Genomic DNA, 16,969 nt, shown 5'->3' with positions numbered 1-16,969 from the left:
CGTCGGTGAGGAACGTCGTACGCCTTGTCCGCGTGAAGACGCCCGGGTGCCGAAACGAGTGAGTCTCCTCGCGGGACTTCAACTTGCCGGCGGGGTCGGGTCGTTACCCGCCTGTGCTGGAGGTGCGGGTTGTGATGCCGGATCTGACGGGGGATCCGGTGGGGGATCGTCATCCGGAACGGGGCGCAGACGTGCCAGGTCGATGAGGGCGAACAGGACCGCGGCTGCTGTGGTCAGCAGGAGTTCTTGTGTGACCGGCAGCAACATGACATTGAGGAATGTGTCGAATGCGCCAAGGAACAGGGTACCCACCGCCACGTCGATGACATCGGCCTCGCCGGCTCTCAGGCTGCAGCCGCCGGCGGTCAGGACGAGCAGACAATCGGCCATCTCGGCGCTCACCCCTTGAGGGTCAGCCGCTTGCAGAGTAGCCGTGTGCAGCAGTCCGGCGAGTACGGACAGCAGGAACGCGGGAACGAAGACCAGAAGAGTAGGCCGCACCCACCCGGAAGCGTTCCCTTCGCGTAGTCGGACCTCCTGAACCGGTCGGACGACTCCCACCAGAACGAATGCGGCTGCAGCAATCAGGGCCGTCTTCGGTAGCCAGAGTTCCGTCCCGGTCATGGCCTGGATGAGGGGTGCGGAGACACCTGTGAACTCATCAGCCCCCATCAGTGGAGTGAGCTTGTCCGCACCGAGGAGAACGGCTGCCGCGGAGACCACGGCGTATCCCCACCCGGCGGTCAGTGTCAGGTAGCTGCTGAGCAGGGCGAAGGCCACGGCTGCGACGAGCGCGAGAAGGACCCCGAGCAACAGTTGCCCGTTGCCTTCATCTCCGTTCATTCCGATCAAGCCCGCGCTGAGCGCGGCGACCCCGATCATCGCCGGATCAAGGTGCCCCCTGCGCAGAAGCAAGGACTGGGCCAAGGCCAGGACACCAGGAGTGACAGATATCCAGAGTATGGCGGGCAGCAGGTCAGCGACACCTATGTTCGCCTGGCTCTGCGCCGCGGATGTGAGAGCGAGAGCGACGGACGCGCTTCCCACCAGAGCCAGCCAGAGCCCTTGACCCCGTCGCGTGCGCTGCCCCAATGCCGCCATACAGATCCCCCGATCACCTTGAGCGCGGAAGCACATTCTGCCCCCGCTCGTCGGCCATGGACAGATCACACATCGCTCGGCAACGCGGGCCGGTTCCGGAGATGATCGTCACCCGCACACCACGGTGGCCGACGCCAGTGCGGCGGCCACAGTGGTGAGTCCGGTGCCGGAGGACGACGAAGGGGTGAGAGGTTGACGATCAACCCGCAGTCAGCGGCTCCATGACCGCCGCGGAAGGCCACCTCCAGAGGCCTGGGAATCCCAGGGCCTCTGGAGGTGGGCGAGCCGTGGGCCCAGCAGGTGGCACCGCCGACCGCCCTGGCACGTGTTCCGCCATTCATCACGGCCCGGCCAGACGGTCCCGATCACCGCGTGCTTACGAGTCGTTGTCCACGTACAGTCCCCAGGCGCGGCGACTGGAGCTCCCATCGCAGTACCAGTAGCTGTAGGCGGAGTTCTCACCGTCGGCTTCGCACTTCGCCAGGCTGGTGTACCAGCAGACGCGGATGATGCCGAGGGCGAGAGTTCCCGGCCCTGTCATTCCGCGCAGGGTTGTTGACGATTCGCGCACGCCTCGGGCACCAGGTTCCTGTGATCCCGCGGTGGCATCCCGTAAGTGGCCCGGAAAAGGCGGCTGAAGTGCGCCGGGTCGGTGAAACCCCATCGGGCGGCGATGGCCTGGACCGCTTGGGCGTGGAGGCGCGGGTTGGTCAGGTCGAGGCGGCAGTGTTCCAGACGGCGGTGGCGTATCCAGGCAGCCGGCGAAGTGTCGTGGTCGGCGAACATCTGCTGGAGACAGCGCAGGGAGACGTGGTGGGCGTCCGCAACCGTCTGGGGGGTTGTGGCCGGGTCGGCGAGATGCTGCTCGATGAACGCGTTGATGCGGGCCCACAGGGCGCTCCCTCGGGCCTCCGCGAGGCGCTCGAACCTGACGCGCGCGCGAGAGTTCCCGTACCAGTGCTGCTGACGCTGAGCGGATGGGACCCGCTGAACCAGCGGCTTCATGACTGGCTCGCCACGCGACTGGCCACGGACTACATGTTCAGGAAGTCCGAAGAACACGCGGGCGGTGTGGTCTCCAGGCTCATCGGCACCGGTCGGGTCGCCGCCCTTCTCGACGGGTTGGACGAGATACCCGAAGCCGTACGCCCGGCTGCTCTGCGGGCGCTGAACGAGCAGGCGAACTTCCGTCTGGTCCTGTTGAGCCGCGTTGATGAGCTTGTTACGGCTGTGGCCGCGGAGGGACCGCTTTCAGGCTCCGCCGGACTCGAACTGCTTCCGGTCAGCGCTCAGGACGCGGCGGAGTACCTGACGCGCTGCCAGGCGCAGCCGCTCCCGGAGGCCTGGCGCAGTCTGGTGCGGCACATCCGTATGAACCCTTCCGGCGCGGTGGCGGAGGCACTGGACACGCCGTTGATGCTCACGCTGATGCGCGACACCTATCGCGCGGATCAGCGCTTCGATCCTGAGCGCTTTGCGGACAGAGCCGCAGTAGAGGACCACCTCCTTGACCGAGTCCTGCCCGCCGCCTATAACGACGACCGGCCCGGACAGCCGCGCAGTCGCTACAGCCTCGGCCAGGCCGAGCGCTGGCTCGGTGCCATCGCGCACCAGATGAACAGCGAGAGAAGTCGCGACCTGGCTTGGTGGCAGGTCCCCCGATGGCGGCCAGCGTGGCCGAGGACGGCAGTCAGTTGCCTCCTCGTGGGATTCCTCGCCGGGGTGGCGGGCTTCTTCTGGGCGGGGCTGCGCGCTGGCCTCGGAGCCGGTGCGGTGGTGAGTCTCTCCGTGACGATGTCACTCACGTACGGGCGTGCCGGGGACTCGCCCCAGCTGTTGGGCCGCCTGCAGTGGAGGGACTTCGTTGTCCGCGAGAACTTCCTGTTCGGGATCGCAGGCGGTGGAGCGCTCGGGGTGGCCATAGGCGTCGCCCTCCTCCTCATCCATGACCGCTTCGTGATGCTTTTCGGAGGACTTGTGATCGGCCTCCTCGCCGGTGTGGTGGGGGGATTCGTCACGGGTCTCAGCAATCGCAGCGCTGACAACCGGACCCCCATCGGTCCCGTCTCCTGCTGGAGACAGGACCGCCAGTACACCCTCACCGCCGGAATCGCTGGCGGCCTCGCCGGCAGTCTCATTGGCGGATCATGCCTGGGACTGCTCGCCGAATTGGCGAACGAGCGCATCTTCGGGGTCATCGACGGATTCCTGTCCGGGATCGTGCTGGTGACGGAAGGTGGCCTCCTGCTCAGTTTGGCGCTGAGCCTGGTGGGATCGGCGACCTGGCGCACCTTCCTCGCGAGCCTCCAGCTGCGCATGAGGAACGAGGCTCCGATCCGCCTGGTGCGGTTTCTCTCCGATGCTCACGAGCGTCACGTTCTGCGGACCGTGGGACCCGTATTCCAGTTCCGCCACGCCCGACTCCAGGATCGTCTGGAGGAGTCGTTCACGACCCGCAGCGGGCCCGGAGCCGACGGTTAGCGGCCGTCCCGGCCGGACGAGAACGGCCGCGACGTGCCGGTCCCATCGGCAGCACCCGAAGCAACACACCGGTTCTGGCGTCCACCTCCGCGAACCCGCGCGTCCTAGATGTGCTGTCCCGGGACGTACACAACTTCTTGCCCAAGCACTTCGCGGCCGAGGCCACGAAGTCGAGGTCGAGGTCGAGCAATGAGAGTCGAAGTCGGACACCTTGGCGTCCACTTCCCGGGCAAGCCGGCCGCCGCGACGCTGAGCGCCACCTGCCGGTGGCGCCGGAGAACGAAACTGACCGACCCTGCCGGAACGTCTTCGAGGTATGACACGTCCGAACCCCGAACCATCTCCCCCTCCGCAGGACTGGCCTGCCTGCGGTCACGGCGCGGCCCCCGCGACCGACCCGGACGGCTGCCAAGGCATCCAAGTCCCCACTCTTTCTGCCTGCTTGGCCCACCTGAACGAGTCGGACCGCGTCGCCTACCTGGCCACCCTGTCGCCTGGAGACGACATCGACCACCGCGGCACCGTCTTCACCGGCGAACTGCTCAGCGAACTGCTTTCCCCTCTGACGGACCCAGCCACAGGCCGGCCCCGGTTAGGCAACGCCAGGTTCGACCGAGCAGAGTTCGAGGGCGACACCACCTTCGACGGGGCACAGTTCGCCGGAACTGCCTCGTTTGTAGGCGCGGGGTTCGGCAACAGCGCCCGGTTCAACGGGGTCGAGTTCGGCGACGAAGCTCACTTCGAGAGTGCGTACTTCGCCGGCCGCTCCTCCTTTGAGCGAGCGGAATTTCACGGCGGTGCATGGTTCGTCGGGGCGAAACTAGGCGGCCCTGCCGACTTCGGTGGGGCAAAGTTCAACAGCGACGCCTCCTTCGTCGGGGCCAAGTTCCACCGCGTTGCCTGGTTCGGTGGAGCCGCGTTCCACGGTGACACCTGGTTCCGCACGGAGTTCCGCGACGACGCCGTGTTCGTGAAGGGGGTCTTCGAACACGTCTCAAGTATGGGGCCGTTGGCGTGCACAGGGACGCTGGACCTGTCGGAGGCAGTTTTCGGAGCCCCCGTGACCATCGAGGTGGCAGCGAACGCCGTGCACTGCCGCCGAACGCGGTGGGCGTCGACTGCCGCGCTGCGGCTGCGCCACGCCGCAGTGGATTTGACTGACGCGGTCCTTGAGCACCCGGTGAGTATCGCGGCACGCTCCCGTCCCTTCACGGTGGCCGGTGAGGAATTGCCCGAGGTGGACCTGGATAGCCCTGGCGTTTGCGTCCGATCGCTGCGAGGCGTGGATGCGGCGCACCTGGTTTTGAGCGACATCGACCTCCGCGACTGTCGGTTCGCGGGGACGATCCACCTCGATCAGTTGCGGCTGGAAGGGGTGTACACCCTGGCTTGTGCCCCCGGTGGGCTACGTCGACGCGGGATGCGACTGGTGCGTTGGACGCCGCGCCGTACGCTGGTCGAAGAGCACCATTGGCGTGCAGTGCGGACCGTGGATGCAGACGGCTGGACCACTCCCCTCGAAGGGGATGAGGTGCTGGAGCCGGCCGCCTTGGCGCCTGTGTACCGGCAACTGCGCAAGAGCTTCGAAGACGGCAAGCATGAACCGGGAGCTGCCGACTTCTACTACGGCGAAATGGAGATGCGCCGTCACGCCGATGACATCCCCTGGGCCGAGCGGAGTCTGCTCACCGCGTACTGGGCTGTGTCCGGTTATGGGCTGCGGGCCTCCCGAGCCTTCACGTGGCTGATGGCAGCCATGAGTGCCACTGTGTTGGCGATGATGCTGTGGGGTCTGCCGCAGCACGATCTGAAGCCGACCAGTACGGCTACGTCGACCGGCTCCGGCCGGTTCGTGATCACCGCTGTCCCGTCCGCCCCGGTAAACCCCCGTGGGCCGTACGGCGAGAGGCTGTCAGTCGATCGGTTCGAGAAGTCCCTGCGTGTGGTGATCAACTCGGTGGTGTTTCGTTCCTCCGGTCAAGATCTCACCACCTTCGGCACGTACGCCGAGATGGCCTCGCGGCTGACCGAGCCCGTCCTGCTCGGTCTGGGCCTCCTCGCCATCCGTAACCGAGTCAAACGCTGACGTCGCAGCATCGTGACCTACTACAGCTTGATCTGCCCCGTAAGCCACCAGTCGAGGTACTTGGCCAAGCTCGGTGCCACCCAGGTGCGGCTGTCGTCCTCGTGGTTCCAGACGAAGACATCGGGCCTGTCGATCCTCGGGAGGAGCGCGAACAGGTCACCGTTCCCTGCGTCCGCGAAGAAGAGGAGTGGGTCGAACGGCATGTACAGGGAGGCGAGCTCGGCGTCCTCGCGAAGGCTCTGGTTCTCGGAGGCGATCTGCTCGGCAGACCAGATGAGCCCGTCTCCGTACTCGCCCTCGATGCCGTTGGTCTCACGGAGCAGGGCGGCGAGGTCCACCGGCAGTGGGTGACCGAGGATCGTGGCGCAGCGGGTCAGTGATGACTGCGAGGCGGGGGGCTGGAAGACGGCCGTGCCGGGCAGGGCCGCAACGGCTTCCGTCCACACGGTTGATTCGACCTCCACGAGTCGGGCCTGTGGTCGAGACGGCCCACAGGCCCGTCGGCATGTGCCAGGGCCCGCGACTCGACCAGCGTGACTGATCACCGAATGAACAGTACGGCCCCGGCCGAGCCAGCCACACACCGACCACAGGCAATGCGGGACAGACCTTGGCGGCCCTGGCACCGTCGCGAAGGCCCACACTCCGGATTCGCAGCGACCGCCAGGAGCGCCCGTCCGTTCTTCGCTCGACTGCCTCGAACCCACCTCACACCGACCGGGGTAGGTTCGACGGTTTTTCGGAACCATCCTCACCATCGCCGGCCGCTGAAGCGGACGTTGAACTGTGCGCGCACCTCACCATCTGAGCAGGCGATGAAGCGGCGAAGGTCGGTGTACATGCCCACGAGCCAGGAGATCCGGCCATGACTGGACCCGCTGGGGCGCTGCCGTTCCTCAATCTCCGCGAAGAGGCTTTTTGAATTTCTCTCGTCTGCCCGATGGGTGATCGCCTAAGGTTTGCGGCATGGCGCTGCAACTTGTTCAGGTGAACTTCAAGGCCCGGGACGACTCGGCACTCGGCCAGTTCTGGGCGGAGGCTCTCGGCTGGAGTTTTTCCAGCGAGGGGCCCGGCGTCACCAATCTGGAACCCGTGGGCTTCGACTGGCCGGACCCGTCCGCCGTCTGCATCGATCTCGTCCGCGTCCCGGACCCGGAGACGGTGAAGTACCGCGTACACATCGAGCTCGCCACCACCTCCGATGCCCATCAGACGGAGTTGGTCGCACGTCTGAAGGAGCTCGGGGCGACGCCCGCCGATGTGGGCCAGGGCGACGTGCCGTGGACGGTGATGGCCGACCCGGAAGGCAACGTGTTCAGCGTCCTGGAGCCCCGGGAGCTCTACCGGGACACCGGGCCGATAGCCGCCGTGGTCGTCAGCTGCGCCGACCCGCGGGCCATGGTCCGGTTCTGGGGCGAGGCGATCGACTGGACCGTCCACGAGCTGACCGACGACCGCGCCCTGCTGCGCTCCGTCAAGGGCGTGGGGCCGTACCTGGAGTTCCGCCGCACGCCCGAGGACGAGGTCGTAGGGAACCGCGTCCATCTCGACCTGATGTCCGATCCCGTCGACGATCAGGCGAGGGAGGTCGCCCGGCTCGAAGGCCTCGGCGCGATACGGGCCGACGTGGGTCAGGGTGACGTCTCCTGGGTCGTCCTGGCCGACCCAGAGGGCAACGAGTTCTGCGTCCTCGGCCGGGGCTGACGCGGAACTCCGTCCGCGCCCTCATGGCGGTGCGGCAGGGCGCGGCGCCGGGCCCCGCCGTCCCCGGCCACCAAGCCACGACAGCCTGGCCCACGCATACGGCACGAGAGCTCTTCTCAGGTGCCCTCAGAGGTCCGGGCCGTCATCTGGCTGAGCGTCGGGATCCCAAGGAACACCGACGATTCCCGTCGAGCGCATCGGGCGTTCAGCTGGGCAATCATCTCCTCGGTGTCCCTCACGCCCGTTCGACATGCCCGCACCCACGTCGCCGAGCAGCCGGGGCGCGCCGCGCCGGCCACCGGCTTCATGATCCATACTCTGTGTCGGCAGTGAGGGAGGGCACGTCCATGCGGCACAGCCGGGGGAGTGCACGAGCGGTCGGGCGAGCAGCGGCCGCTGTCGTTGTCGCTGTCCTGATGAGCAGTTGTTCCTCAGGCGATCCAGCGCAGGCCAAGGAGTGGCAACGGGATTACTGCACCAAACTGGGGTCCTGGCAGGACGCCAAGCACGCCGTGGCAACCAGCGCGGCACATGCTGATTCCAGTGACGCACAGAATGCCCGGCACGACATCGCCGAATCCGCAGGACATGCGGTCGTCGACGCCTCGAAACGGCTTGCCCAGGAAGGCCTTGAACAAGGCGGCAGCCACATTTTCGATGACACCGTCAATGCCGTCGGCGGCGACACCGGGGCTGAGAGTCGTGCGGTGTCCTACTGCGATAGCTCAGGCTTCGAGACGTTGGTCGGCTCGGCCGGCTAGTTGCGCTGTTCCGGCACGTTGGTGACGGGCGACATGCCCTGAGCGGTCCTTGAACGAGGCGCCGGACGGGTCGATATCGGTGGCGAACAGCGACGTCGGCCTGGAGTTCACAATGGCCCGCTGTCCGCAATCCAGGAGGGCGCGTACCGGCTCGGCTCCTGAGCCCGGCAGCCCGGCAGACCTGGCGACCCTGGACACCTACTGCGCCGGCGGCTCGCTGCACCGGGCCGTCGATCTCCTGCACCTGCACCACAGCAGCGTCGCCCGTCGACTCGACCAGATCGGCAAGGCCTGGGCGTCGAGCTCACCGACCCCACGGGCCTGATGCGTGCCAGGCTCGCTCTCACCGCATGAGCGGCTGCTCAACGACTCGGGAATGGCCTGCCGCGCACTGTAGCCCCGCGGAGCGTGTCCGAGCATGCCTTCGCACCGTCGTCGAGCGGCTGTCAGCCCACTGTCCAGAAGCGGAGCTTGTCGGGGTTGAGTACGGCCCAGATGTGACTGATCCGGTCGTCTGTGATGTCGAACGCCATCACCGATACGGTGACGCCGTCCAGTTGGGTCACCAGCCCAGGCTGACCGTTGACCGTACGCTCCAGGAGCGTCACGGCGGTCGCCGCCGCACCAGCCCGGTCGGCGAAGAAGCGTGCGACCTGCTTCGCGCCTTCGACGGGGTGGAGCGCAGCCGTGACGATTCCGCCGCCGTCGCCGGTGGCCGTGGCGTCGGGAGCCAGTAGGCCGATGAGGGCGTCGATGTCCTTGGCCTCCCAAGCCAGTTTGAAGGCTCTGACGATGTCGGCGCGCCGGGCTGCCGAGACCGCGTCGGGCTGTGACGCCAGGTCAGGCTGCGACGCGCGAAGGCGCCGGCGGGCCGAAGAGGCCAGTTGGCGGCAGGCCGCCGGGGTCCGGCCGACGATCTCGGCCACTTCGGCGAAGGGGTAGCGGAAGACGTCGTGCAGGATGAACGCGACGCGTTCGGCCGGGGTCATCGCGTCGAGGACGACGAGGAAGGCCATGTGGACCGACTCGTCGAGGGTGACCCGGTCGGCCGGGTCGACGGTGGCGGCGCCCGGCCGTCCGCTGATCCACTCCGTACGGTCGGGCAGCGGCTCCGGGATCCATTTGCCCACGTAGCGTTCGCGCCTGGCCCGCGCCGAGCCGAGCTGGTCGAGGCAGATACGGCTGGCGACGGTCGTCAGCCAGGCACCGGGGGAGTCGATGGCTGCCTGCTGCTGTGGGGACATGGCGTACCAGCGGGCGTAGGTCTCCTGGACGACATCCTCGGCATCGGCCAGGGAGCCGAGCAGCCGGTACGCGAGGTTGGTCAGCTGACGCCGCTCGCTCGTGATCACGCTCAAGCCTGGATCGGGTCGTCCCTGCTTCGGGTCGGATCGTCCCTGCTCCGGATTGGGCTCGGATGGGTTGTTCATGGTGTCACCGGCTCCCTTGGATGCGCTGCCTCACCCCCTACGACGAGCCGGCGTATCGAACTGTGAGGTCGGCACGTCGCCTCACATCTCCCTGGGCTGCGTCGTCGTACCGATCAGACCGCATTCGGTCAGGCCGCATCCGGTCAGGCCGCATCCGATCAAGCCGCACCTGATCCGACCGGCACTCGATCCGACCGGCCGAACCAGACAGTCCGGAACTCAAGAGCCCGGAACTCAACAGCCCGGCACTCGATCAGACCCCCGCAGGAAGGAAACCAATCATGGAACCCGTGAACGTGGCGATCATCTACTACAGCTCCACCGGAACCGTACATGCCTTGGCGCAAGCCGCCGTTGAGGGCGCGGAGAAGGCCGGCGCCACCGTGCGACTGCGCAAGGTTGCCGAAACGGCCCCGCCGGAGGCGGTCAGCGGCAGGGCGGAGTGGGCCGGACACCTGGAGGACACCGCCGACGTCACCGAGGCCGGCCACGACGACCTGGAGTGGGCCGACGCGGTGCTGTTCGGCACCCCCACCCGCTTCGGCAACCCGGCCAGTCAGCTCAGGGCGTTCATCGACACCACCGGCCCCCTGTGGTTCCAGGGCAAGCTCGCGGACAAGGTGTACTCGGCCTTCACCGCCTCCAACACCGCCCACGGCGGGCAGGAATCCACCCTCCTGGCGCTGGCGAACACCTTCTATCACTGGGGCGGCATCATCGTTCCCCCCGGCTACACCGACCCCCTCCAGTTCCGGTCAGGCAACCCCTACGGCACCTCCCACGTGACCGGCGACGGCCCGCCCGGTGAGGTGGCCCTCCAGGCCGCCCGCTACCAGGCCCGTCGCGTCGTCGACATCGCGGCCTTTCTCAAGGTCGGCCGCGCCGCCTGATCCGGCACGCACGCGAGAGCGGTCTTCGCCTGGTCCCTGGCTCGTCACCAGGCACGGGAACCACGCGGAGGCCGTTGTTGCCGGTCTTCCGGGTGGATGGTGTACCGGTCGTCCTGGACGAAGGCGCCGGTCTCACGCGACGTCCCTCAGTTCCGCAGAAAGTAAGAACACGCGTAGGGGCCGAGTGAATCGCCCCTGGCGCGCAGGGTCACCTGGATGTCGTCGGGGCGAAGCTTGGGGTGGAGGGCTGCCTGTGCGCGGGCCAGGCTGCACACCAACTGCCCGTTGCGGAGGCGTGCGTCAGGGGAGAGGTAGGTGTCCTGTGCGTCGAGGGTGACGCGATGGGCGTCTCCGGAGACGTGGTAGGACCCGTCGAACGCCACGAGGTTGGTGAGTCCGCTCTTCTGCTCCGATGCATTCGGGCCGGCCACGAGGAGTTTGATGACCGCGTCGAGGGAGTGCAGCTTCAGGTCGGGCCGGGAGACACCGCGGAGACCCGTGTCCGAGGCGAAGTAGATCCGCATTCCCTTGGTGAGGCCCGTGACGGGCTCACCGGCGTCGATGACTCCGGTCGGTCTGATTCCGCAGCCGGCAACGACGGAGAGAAGCAGGGCCCCGAACGTCAAGGTGCGCTTGGCTTTCATGGGATGTCCTGGGGAGGGTTGCCGGGCAGTCGGAGGGTGAAGACCGCGCCGCCGCCCGGTCGGTTGGCGGCCGTGATGGTGCCGCCGTGCAACTGGGCGTTCTCCAGGGCGATTGCGCTGCCGAGGCCGCTGCCCTCGGACCGGCTGCGGGCGGTGTCGGCCTTGAAGAAGCGGTCGAAGACGTGCGGCAGGGCCTCGGAGGGCAGGCCGGGACCGCGGTCCGTGACCTCCATGGTGATCTCGTGGTCCGTGGTGCGGAGCACCACGGCGACGGGCTGGCCGCCGTGCCGCAGCGCATTGCCGACGAGGTTCGCCACCACGACATCGATCCGGCGGCGGTCGACCCGCGCCCGTACCCCGTCGGAAAGGTCCGTGTGCACCTGACCGGTCCAGCCCCGCCGGGTGAGCGTGGACCGGACCAGTTCGGCCAGGTCGGTCTCCGCGGCCTCGAGCGAGACGGTCTTCGCGTCGAAACGGGAGATCTCGATGAGGTCCTGTACGAGGCGGGTGAGCTGCGCGATCTCCGTACTGACAGTGCGGGCGGCCAGGGCGGAGTCGGGCGGCAGCTGGTCGGCGTCCTCGTCCAGCACGGTGGAGACCATGGTCATCGCGGCGAGTGGAGTGCGCAGTTCGTGGGAGACGTCGGCGACGAAGCGGCGGGCCCGCTCCTCCTGTGCCCGTAGTTCGGCGACGGAGGTCTGCAGGCTTTCGGCGGTGTGGTTGAACGTCTCGGCGAGCTGGGCGAGTTCGTCCCGGCCCTTGACCGCGACACGGGCGGAGAGTTCACCCGCGGCGAGCATCCGGGTCGCCAGGCCCAGGTCCCGTACGGGCCGGAGCACGGTACGTGCAGCGAGCAGCGCAAGTGCCGCCGCCAACAGGACGACCGGTATCAGTCCCTCGCGGACGGTCTCCAGCAGCACGGCGATGTCCTCTTCCTCGGCCCGCAGCGGGGCGATGGTGAAGACGTCGAGATCCGAGGTGCGTCCGGTGTCGAAGGCCACGGACGCCCCGACCACCAGGAACGGTTCGCCGTGCCACTCGACGCGCTGGAAGCGCATCCGGCCGGTGGTCCTGACCGCGGTCCGCAGTTCGGGGGTGATCCGGGTCCGGTCCGCGTGGGAGTCCGAGGTGGCGGTCAGGTCGTGGTACCGGGCCACGACGACGGCATCACCGAGCCCGTGCGCGACGCTCGTCGAGAACCGGGCCAGGGTGTCCCGGTCCGGAGGGATGTCGAGGTCGGCGGCCACTTCGCCGACCCGGTTGCGGAAGTCGGTCCGGATCGCGTTCTGGGCCCGTTCCAGCACGGCGTTGCGGGATTCGCGGTAGGCGAGGGCGGTCGCGGTCACCGCGGTGATCAGGGTGACGAGGACGAAGGCGACCACGAGGCGTGTGCGCAACCCGCCCGTGGGGATCCGGAGGCGATTCATCCGTGCGTCACAGGGGGCCGAAGCGGTAGCCGAAGCCCCGGACGGTCTGGATGTAGCGGGGCCTGGCGGGAAGGTCCTCGATCTTGGTGCGGAGTCTGCGCACGGCGGCGTCCACCAGTCGTGAGTCGCCCAGGTAGTCGAGGTCCCAGACCGATGACAGGAGTTGCTCCCGGCTGAACACCCGGCCCGGTGCGGCCGACAGCTCCAGCAGCAGCCGCAGCTCCATGAGCGGCAGCGGGATGGGCGTGTCCAGCTTGGTGACGGTCAGGGCGGCCCGGTCGATGACGAGCCCGGCATGGTGCTCTCCCGTCCGGGGACCGGGTAGCGGCTCGGCGCGGCGCAGCGCTGCCCGGATCCGGGCTTCGAGCACACGGGCCGTGACCGGTTTGACCACGTAGTCGTCGGCGCCCGCTTCGAGGCCCGTGACGATGTCCTGGTCGTCGCCGCGTGCGGTGAGCATGATCACCGGGATGGTGCTGCGGGCCCGGATCGCGCGGCAGACCTCGAATCCGTCCATACCGGGCAGCATCAGGTCGAGCACGACGAGCTCAACCGGCTTTCCCGGCAGGCCGGCCAGCAGCGGCAGCGCCTCCTCTCCGGTGCCGGCCACCGATACGACGTAGTCGTGTCGGCGCAGTACGAGTTCCATCCCGTCGCGTACGGAGATGTCGTCCTCGATGAGCAGCACATGCGGCATGCCTCTGATTATGCGGGAGCGTTTGCCCATGTCAGACCGGGTGGGGCGAGGGATGCGCGGCTCGCGGCCGATTGTTACCTCCCCATCATCCAGGCATCCAGAATTCATGATGTGACCGGCCGAGGGTGGTCGGCATGGACATCCGCACACCCTCGCGCACCGGCCGCTATCGCCTGGCCGCACTCGTCGCCCTCCCCGTCCTGGTCCTCTCCGCCGCATGCGGGGGAGAGGACGGCGGGCTCAAAACCGGCGAGGAGGTCGCCTCCGTTCCCGGGGATCCCGGCAATGCCCCCTCCGACAGCAAGGGTTCCGGCAATCAGGGCGGCGCGGGCGACAAGGGCGCTTTCTACGACGCCCAGATGAAGTACGTGCAGTGCATGCGCGGGAAGGCCGGCATCAAGGACTTTCCCGATCCGAAGATCAGCGGCTATCTCGACTGGACGAAGATCGACGAGATCGCTCGGAAACCCGGGAACGAAGAGGCGTCCAAGGGCGGCAAGAACGGTGTCTGCGGCAAGGAGATGTCCGCCGCCATGCGCCTGGAGCCGAAGCGTGACGTACAGAAGGAGTACGAATCACTGCTGTCGCACGCCACCTGCATGCGGAAGCACGGCGTCTCGACATTCGCCAACCCCACGATGTCCGGCGGCAACGTGATACCCGGCGGCGACGCCAACCCCGTCGCGTCGTCGATCGACCCCGAATCCCCCGTCTACAAGCGCGCCCGGCAGGCGTGCAAGGACAAGCTGCTCGACGGCCTGGACGGTATGCAGTGACGCGCCGCAGGACACTGGTGGCAGTCGGCGCGGTGACGGCCGTCGCTGCGCTCGGCGCCGGGACATGGCTTGTGGCAGCGAGCAACCACGACGCACGGGACGGGAAGAAGGGCGATCTTCCGCCCGCCACCACCGAGATCACCCGCACCGACCTGGTACAGAGCAAGACCGTCGACGGACACCTCGACTACGCACAACGTCGCGCCATCAAGTCGCCGGTCGAGGGGACCGTCACCAAGGCCGCCGAGGAAGGCAGAACGGTCACGGCCGGGCAGCGGCTGTACGAGCGGGACGCCCGGCCGGTGATCCTCATGTACGGGCCGACACCGGCGTTCCGGGCGCTGAAGACCGGTGACCGGGGGCCCGATGTCCTCCAGTTGGAGCGTAACCTGCGTGACCTGGGATTCGGTGCGAGCCTGTACGTCGATACCCGCTACGACAGGGGCACCGAAGCCGCGGTCAGGAGCTGGCAGAAAGCGATCGGCATCGAGAACGCGGACGGCCGGGTCGGCCGGGGCGATGTCGTTTTCCAACCCGGCACGGTACGGGTGGTGTCGGCGGACGCCGCACTCGCCGACCAGATCGGCCCGGAGAAGACCGTGCTGACCGTCGCCTCCACCCGACCGGTCGTACGGGCGCAGCTCGACCAGGCCGACACGGGCCTGACGGTCCGGGGCACCAAGGCCGAGGTCACCCTGCCCAGCGGGAAGACCGCCGCCGGCAAGGTGGCGGGGACCGTCAGACCGGAGGCGCAGGAGGGCTCCGCCGAGCCGAGCCAGGACGGGATCACGGTGGAGGTCACCCTCGACCACCCCCGGTCCGCCATGGCCTCCGAGGACCCCAAGGCCACCACCAGCGTCCGGTTCATCAGCGAGAGCCGCAAGAACGTGCTGACCGTACCGGTCGAGGCGGTCGTCGCCCTGCGCGGCGAAAACGGAGGCTACGGCCTGCAGATCGTCCAGGGCGACACGACCAGGATGGTCAGGGTCACCACCGGCATGACCGCCGACGGACGGATCGAGGTCAGCGGCAGCGGCATCTCCGAGGGCATGACGGTGGGAGTGGCCAAGCAATGACCGTGATCGAACTGCGTGCCGTCACCAAGTCCTACCCCGGCGGCGTCCACGCCCTGCGCGGCGTGGACCTCAGCATCGACCCGGGCGAACTCCTCGCCGTCGTCGGCCCGTCCGGCTCCGGGAAGTCGACCCTGCTCAATCTGATCGGCACCCTCGACCGGCCCACGTCGGGCACGGTCCGGGTGGCCGGCCACGACGTGGGCGCGCTGTCCGACAGCCAGCTGTCCGCGCTGCGGGCCCGCCACATCGGCTTCGTCTTCCAGCACTTCCACCTCTCGCCGGGACGGGACGCGGTCGACAACGTCGCGGACGGCCTGCTCTACGCGGGCGTACCGCTCAAGGAACGTCGGGTACGGGCCCGCCTCGCGCTGGAGCAGGTCCGACTCGGCCACCGGCTCTCGCACCGCCCGCACGAACTCTCCGGCGGCGAGAAGCAACGCGTCGCCATCGCCCGTGCGCTGGTCGGCGAGCCCGATCTGCTGCTCGCCGACGAGCCCACGGGCGCGCTGGACACCGCGTCCGGCCGGATCGTGATGGAACTCCTCCACGAGCTCCATACGACGGGCACCACGATCTGCGTGATCACCCACGACCAAGAGATCGCCGCCGCACTTCCCCGGCACATACGGGTCAGGGACGGCGCCGTGGTCTCCGACCGCCGCTCCGTCGAGGCCGCCTCATGACCGGTTCCGCCTTGCAGCCCGCCCGCCTCGCGGGGGCCGACATCCTGCGTATCGGCGCCGTCGGGCTGCGCGCCCGCCGTGCCCGCGTCGTGCTCTCCGCACTCGGCATCGCGATCGGCATCGCCACGATGGTCGCGGTCGTCGGCCTCTCCACGTCCAGCCGGGCCGACCTGATGGGCCGGCTCGACCGCCTCGGGACGAACCTGCTCACCGCCGAGGCCGGCAAGGACGCCCTGGGCCAGGACGTGAAGCTCCCGAAGAACGCGGAGCCCATGGTCGAACGCATCGGCCCGGTGCAACAGGCCACTGCCATCGGACAGGTGGACACCCGGATCCGGCGCAGCGATGTGGTCCCCGAGGACCAGCCGGCCGGCGTCACCGCACAGGCAGCCCGGACGGACCTGCTGACCACGCTGAACGCCAGTACAGCCAAGGGGCGTTGGCTCGACCGTGCCAGTGAGCGGCTCCCGGTCACCGTCCTCGGCGCCGTCGCGGCCGAGCGACTGGGAATCACCGGGCCCGGCGAGAAGATCATGATGAACAACCGCTACGTCGTGGTCATCGGCATTCTCCGGTCCGTCGAACTCGTCCCCAACCTCGACCGGGTGGCCCTGATCGGCTTCCCGGCCGCGGAGCGGTACCTCGGATTCGACGGCCACCCAACGACCGTCTTCGAGCGGTCCCCGGACGCCTCGGTCGAGGACGTCCGCGCCGTGCTCGCACGGACGGTCATGCCCGGCAGCGAAGGCTCCGTGAAGGTCTCCCGCCCCTCCGACGCACTGGCGGCGAAGGCCGCCGCCGACCAGGGACTCACCAGTCTGATGCTCGGCCTCGGCGCGGTCGCCCTCCTGGTCGGCGGCGTCGGCGTGGCCAACACCATGGTCATCTCCGTTCTGGAACGCCGCCAGGAGATCGGCCTCCGCCGCGCCCTCGGCGCCACCAAGGGCGCGATCCGCCTGCAATTCGTCACCGAGTCACTCCTGCTCTCGGCACTGGGCGGGGCCGCGGGCGCGGCACTCGGCGCCGCGGCGACGTCCACCTTCGCCATGGCCCAGGGCTGGGAGGTCGTCATACCCCTGTGGTCACTCGGCGGCGGCCTGGCCGCCACCCTCCTCATCGGCATCCTGGCCGGCCTCTACCCGGCGATCCGCGCTTCGGGTCTCCATCCGACGGTGGCTCTGCATGCGACGTGATGTCCGGCCGCGCGGGGAGG

The 16,969-nt window shown here is 68.3% G+C and carries 18 protein-coding genes; 10 read left to right on the top strand and 8 right to left on the bottom strand.

Annotated elements, in window-relative coordinates; translation table 11 throughout:
• Positions 1 to 78 precede the first annotated feature (78 nt).
• The 3 genes from V2J85_RS24190 to V2J85_RS24180 all read right to left on the bottom strand — a co-directional run bounded on the left by V2J85_RS24190 (position 79) and on the right by V2J85_RS24180 (position 1,887).
• Positions 79 to 882 carry a hypothetical protein gene (locus V2J85_RS24190; protein WP_330822699.1) on the bottom strand — a complete coding sequence of 268 codons (804 nt, stop codon included), beginning with the start codon at positions 880 to 882 and terminating at the stop codon, positions 79 to 81.
• A gap of 595 nt (positions 883 to 1,477) precedes the next feature.
• A complete protein-coding gene (locus V2J85_RS24185; protein ID WP_330822698.1) occupies positions 1,478 to 1,642 on the bottom strand; it encodes a hypothetical protein in 165 nt (54 codons plus the stop codon).
• Positions 1,639 to 1,887 (bottom strand): helix-turn-helix transcriptional regulator, encoded by a 249-nt coding sequence (locus tag V2J85_RS24180; RefSeq protein ID WP_330822697.1) that lies wholly within the window; start codon positions 1,885 to 1,887, stop codon positions 1,639 to 1,641. The genes V2J85_RS24185 and V2J85_RS24180 overlap by 4 nt, the downstream gene beginning before the upstream one ends.
• 27 nt (positions 1,888 to 1,914) lie before the next feature.
• Here V2J85_RS24180 and V2J85_RS24175 point away from each other — a divergent pair, with 27 nt between their 5' ends.
• Entirely contained in the window at positions 1,915 to 3,582 is a 1,668-nt protein-coding gene (locus V2J85_RS24175) for an NACHT domain-containing protein (RefSeq protein ID WP_330822696.1), read from the top strand.
• A gap of 442 nt (positions 3,583 to 4,024) precedes the next feature.
• Positions 4,025 to 5,668 (top strand): pentapeptide repeat-containing protein, encoded by a 1,644-nt coding sequence (locus V2J85_RS24170; RefSeq protein WP_330822695.1) that lies wholly within the window; start codon positions 4,025 to 4,027, stop codon positions 5,666 to 5,668.
• Between the two features lie 20 nt (positions 5,669 to 5,688).
• On the opposite strand, the gene V2J85_RS24165 is transcribed toward V2J85_RS24170, so the two are convergent.
• Positions 5,689 to 6,132 carry an SMI1/KNR4 family protein gene (locus tag V2J85_RS24165; protein ID WP_261953821.1) on the bottom strand — a complete coding sequence of 148 codons (444 nt, stop codon included), beginning with the start codon at positions 6,130 to 6,132 and terminating at the stop codon, positions 5,689 to 5,691.
• Between the two features lie 502 nt (positions 6,133 to 6,634).
• Between V2J85_RS24165 and V2J85_RS24155 the strand changes: the two genes are divergently transcribed.
• From V2J85_RS24155 to V2J85_RS24145, 3 genes are all read left to right on the top strand, one after another.
• Entirely contained in the window at positions 6,635 to 7,372 is a 738-nt protein-coding gene (locus V2J85_RS24155; protein ID WP_261953822.1) for a VOC family protein, read from the top strand.
• Positions 7,373 to 7,788: 416 nt separating this feature from the next.
• Positions 7,789 to 8,133, top strand: coding sequence for a hypothetical protein (locus V2J85_RS24150; RefSeq protein ID WP_330822694.1), 345 nt, complete (start codon positions 7,789 to 7,791; stop codon positions 8,131 to 8,133).
• A 49-nt stretch (positions 8,134 to 8,182) separates the two neighbouring features.
• On the top strand, positions 8,183 to 8,458 hold the full coding sequence (locus V2J85_RS24145) for a helix-turn-helix domain-containing protein (protein ID WP_261953824.1): 276 nt from the start codon (positions 8,183 to 8,185) through the stop codon (positions 8,456 to 8,458).
• 121 nt (positions 8,459 to 8,579) lie between these two features.
• Here V2J85_RS24145 and sigJ read toward each other — a convergent pair whose 3' ends face one another.
• Entirely contained in the window at positions 8,580 to 9,563 is a 984-nt protein-coding gene (gene sigJ, locus V2J85_RS24140) for an RNA polymerase sigma factor SigJ (RefSeq protein WP_261953825.1), read from the bottom strand.
• 278 nt (positions 9,564 to 9,841) lie between these two features.
• Here sigJ and wrbA point away from each other — a divergent pair, with 278 nt between their 5' ends.
• A complete protein-coding gene (gene wrbA, locus V2J85_RS24135; protein WP_330822731.1) occupies positions 9,842 to 10,453 on the top strand; it encodes an NAD(P)H:quinone oxidoreductase in 612 nt (203 codons plus the stop codon).
• 146 nt (positions 10,454 to 10,599) lie between these two features.
• Here the strand turns inward: wrbA and V2J85_RS24130 are convergent, their stop codons facing one another.
• Genes V2J85_RS24130 through V2J85_RS24120 form a run of 3 tightly spaced genes read right to left on the bottom strand, consistent with a single transcriptional unit; the run spans position 10,600 to position 13,221 of the window.
• Complete coding sequence (locus V2J85_RS24130) at positions 10,600 to 11,097, bottom strand: hypothetical protein (protein WP_261953826.1); 498 nt, start codon at positions 11,095 to 11,097, stop codon at positions 10,600 to 10,602.
• Entirely contained in the window at positions 11,094 to 12,524 is a 1,431-nt protein-coding gene (locus V2J85_RS24125; RefSeq protein WP_261953827.1) for an ATP-binding protein, read from the bottom strand. The genes V2J85_RS24130 and V2J85_RS24125 overlap by 4 nt, the downstream gene beginning before the upstream one ends.
• Positions 12,525 to 12,531: 7 nt before the next feature.
• Positions 12,532 to 13,221: a response regulator transcription factor gene (locus tag V2J85_RS24120; RefSeq protein WP_330822693.1), complete on the bottom strand. Its 690-nt coding sequence runs from the start codon at positions 13,219 to 13,221 to the stop codon at positions 12,532 to 12,534.
• A gap of 134 nt (positions 13,222 to 13,355) precedes the next feature.
• Between V2J85_RS24120 and V2J85_RS24115 the strand changes: the two genes are divergently transcribed.
• Genes V2J85_RS24115 through V2J85_RS24100 form a run of 4 tightly spaced genes read left to right on the top strand, consistent with a single transcriptional unit; the run spans position 13,356 to position 16,949 of the window.
• On the top strand, positions 13,356 to 13,997 hold the full coding sequence (locus V2J85_RS24115; protein WP_330822692.1) for a hypothetical protein: 642 nt from the start codon (positions 13,356 to 13,358) through the stop codon (positions 13,995 to 13,997).
• Positions 13,994 to 15,073 carry an efflux RND transporter periplasmic adaptor subunit gene (locus V2J85_RS24110; protein ID WP_419836828.1) on the top strand — a complete coding sequence of 360 codons (1,080 nt, stop codon included), beginning with the start codon at positions 13,994 to 13,996 and terminating at the stop codon, positions 15,071 to 15,073. Before V2J85_RS24115 ends, V2J85_RS24110 begins: the two co-directional genes overlap by 4 nt.
• A complete protein-coding gene (locus V2J85_RS24105) occupies positions 15,070 to 15,756 on the top strand; it encodes an ABC transporter ATP-binding protein (protein ID WP_330822690.1) in 687 nt (228 codons plus the stop codon). Before V2J85_RS24110 ends, V2J85_RS24105 begins: the two co-directional genes overlap by 4 nt.
• Positions 15,753 to 16,949: an ABC transporter permease gene (locus tag V2J85_RS24100; protein WP_330822689.1), complete on the top strand. Its 1,197-nt coding sequence runs from the start codon at positions 15,753 to 15,755 to the stop codon at positions 16,947 to 16,949. The genes V2J85_RS24105 and V2J85_RS24100 overlap by 4 nt, the downstream gene beginning before the upstream one ends.
• Positions 16,950 to 16,969: the final 20 nt, after the last annotated feature.

The organism is Streptomyces bugieae (genome assembly GCF_036352915.1).
Classification (GTDB): domain Bacteria; phylum Actinomycetota; class Actinomycetes; order Streptomycetales; family Streptomycetaceae; genus Streptomyces; species Streptomyces endophytica.
The sequence above is the reverse complement of the archived record's forward strand: the minus strand, read 5'-3'. Positions and strand labels throughout refer to the sequence as shown.

What these genes read in the sequence shown, in the direction of transcription:
- V2J85_RS24190 (WP_330822699.1), bottom strand. Translation starts at nt 882, where the DNA reads ATGATCGGGGTCGCCGCGCTCAGCGCGGGCTTGATCGGAATGAACGGA.
- V2J85_RS24180 (WP_330822697.1), bottom strand. Translation starts at nt 1,887, where the DNA reads ATGTTCGCCGACCACGACACTTCGCCGGCTGCCTGGATACGCCACCGC.
- V2J85_RS24100 (WP_330822689.1), top strand. Translation starts at nt 15,753, where the DNA reads ATGACCGGTTCCGCCTTGCAGCCCGCCCGCCTCGCGGGGGCCGACATC.
- V2J85_RS24125 (WP_261953827.1), bottom strand. Translation starts at nt 12,524, where the DNA reads ATGAATCGCCTCCGGATCCCCACGGGCGGGTTGCGCACACGCCTCGTG.
- sigJ (WP_261953825.1), bottom strand. Translation starts at nt 9,563, where the DNA reads ATGAACAACCCATCCGAGCCCAATCCGGAGCAGGGACGATCCGACCCG.
- V2J85_RS24105 (WP_330822690.1), top strand. Translation starts at nt 15,070, where the DNA reads ATGACCGTGATCGAACTGCGTGCCGTCACCAAGTCCTACCCCGGCGGC.
- V2J85_RS24155 (WP_261953822.1), top strand. Translation starts at nt 6,635, where the DNA reads ATGGCGCTGCAACTTGTTCAGGTGAACTTCAAGGCCCGGGACGACTCG.
- V2J85_RS24150 (WP_330822694.1), top strand. Translation starts at nt 7,789, where the DNA reads ATGAGCAGTTGTTCCTCAGGCGATCCAGCGCAGGCCAAGGAGTGGCAA.
- V2J85_RS24185 (WP_330822698.1), bottom strand. Translation starts at nt 1,642, where the DNA reads ATGACAGGGCCGGGAACTCTCGCCCTCGGCATCATCCGCGTCTGCTGG.
- V2J85_RS24120 (WP_330822693.1), bottom strand. Translation starts at nt 13,221, where the DNA reads ATGCCGCATGTGCTGCTCATCGAGGACGACATCTCCGTACGCGACGGG.
- V2J85_RS24115 (WP_330822692.1), top strand. Translation starts at nt 13,356, where the DNA reads ATGGACATCCGCACACCCTCGCGCACCGGCCGCTATCGCCTGGCCGCA.
- V2J85_RS24130 (WP_261953826.1), bottom strand. Translation starts at nt 11,097, where the DNA reads ATGAAAGCCAAGCGCACCTTGACGTTCGGGGCCCTGCTTCTCTCCGTC.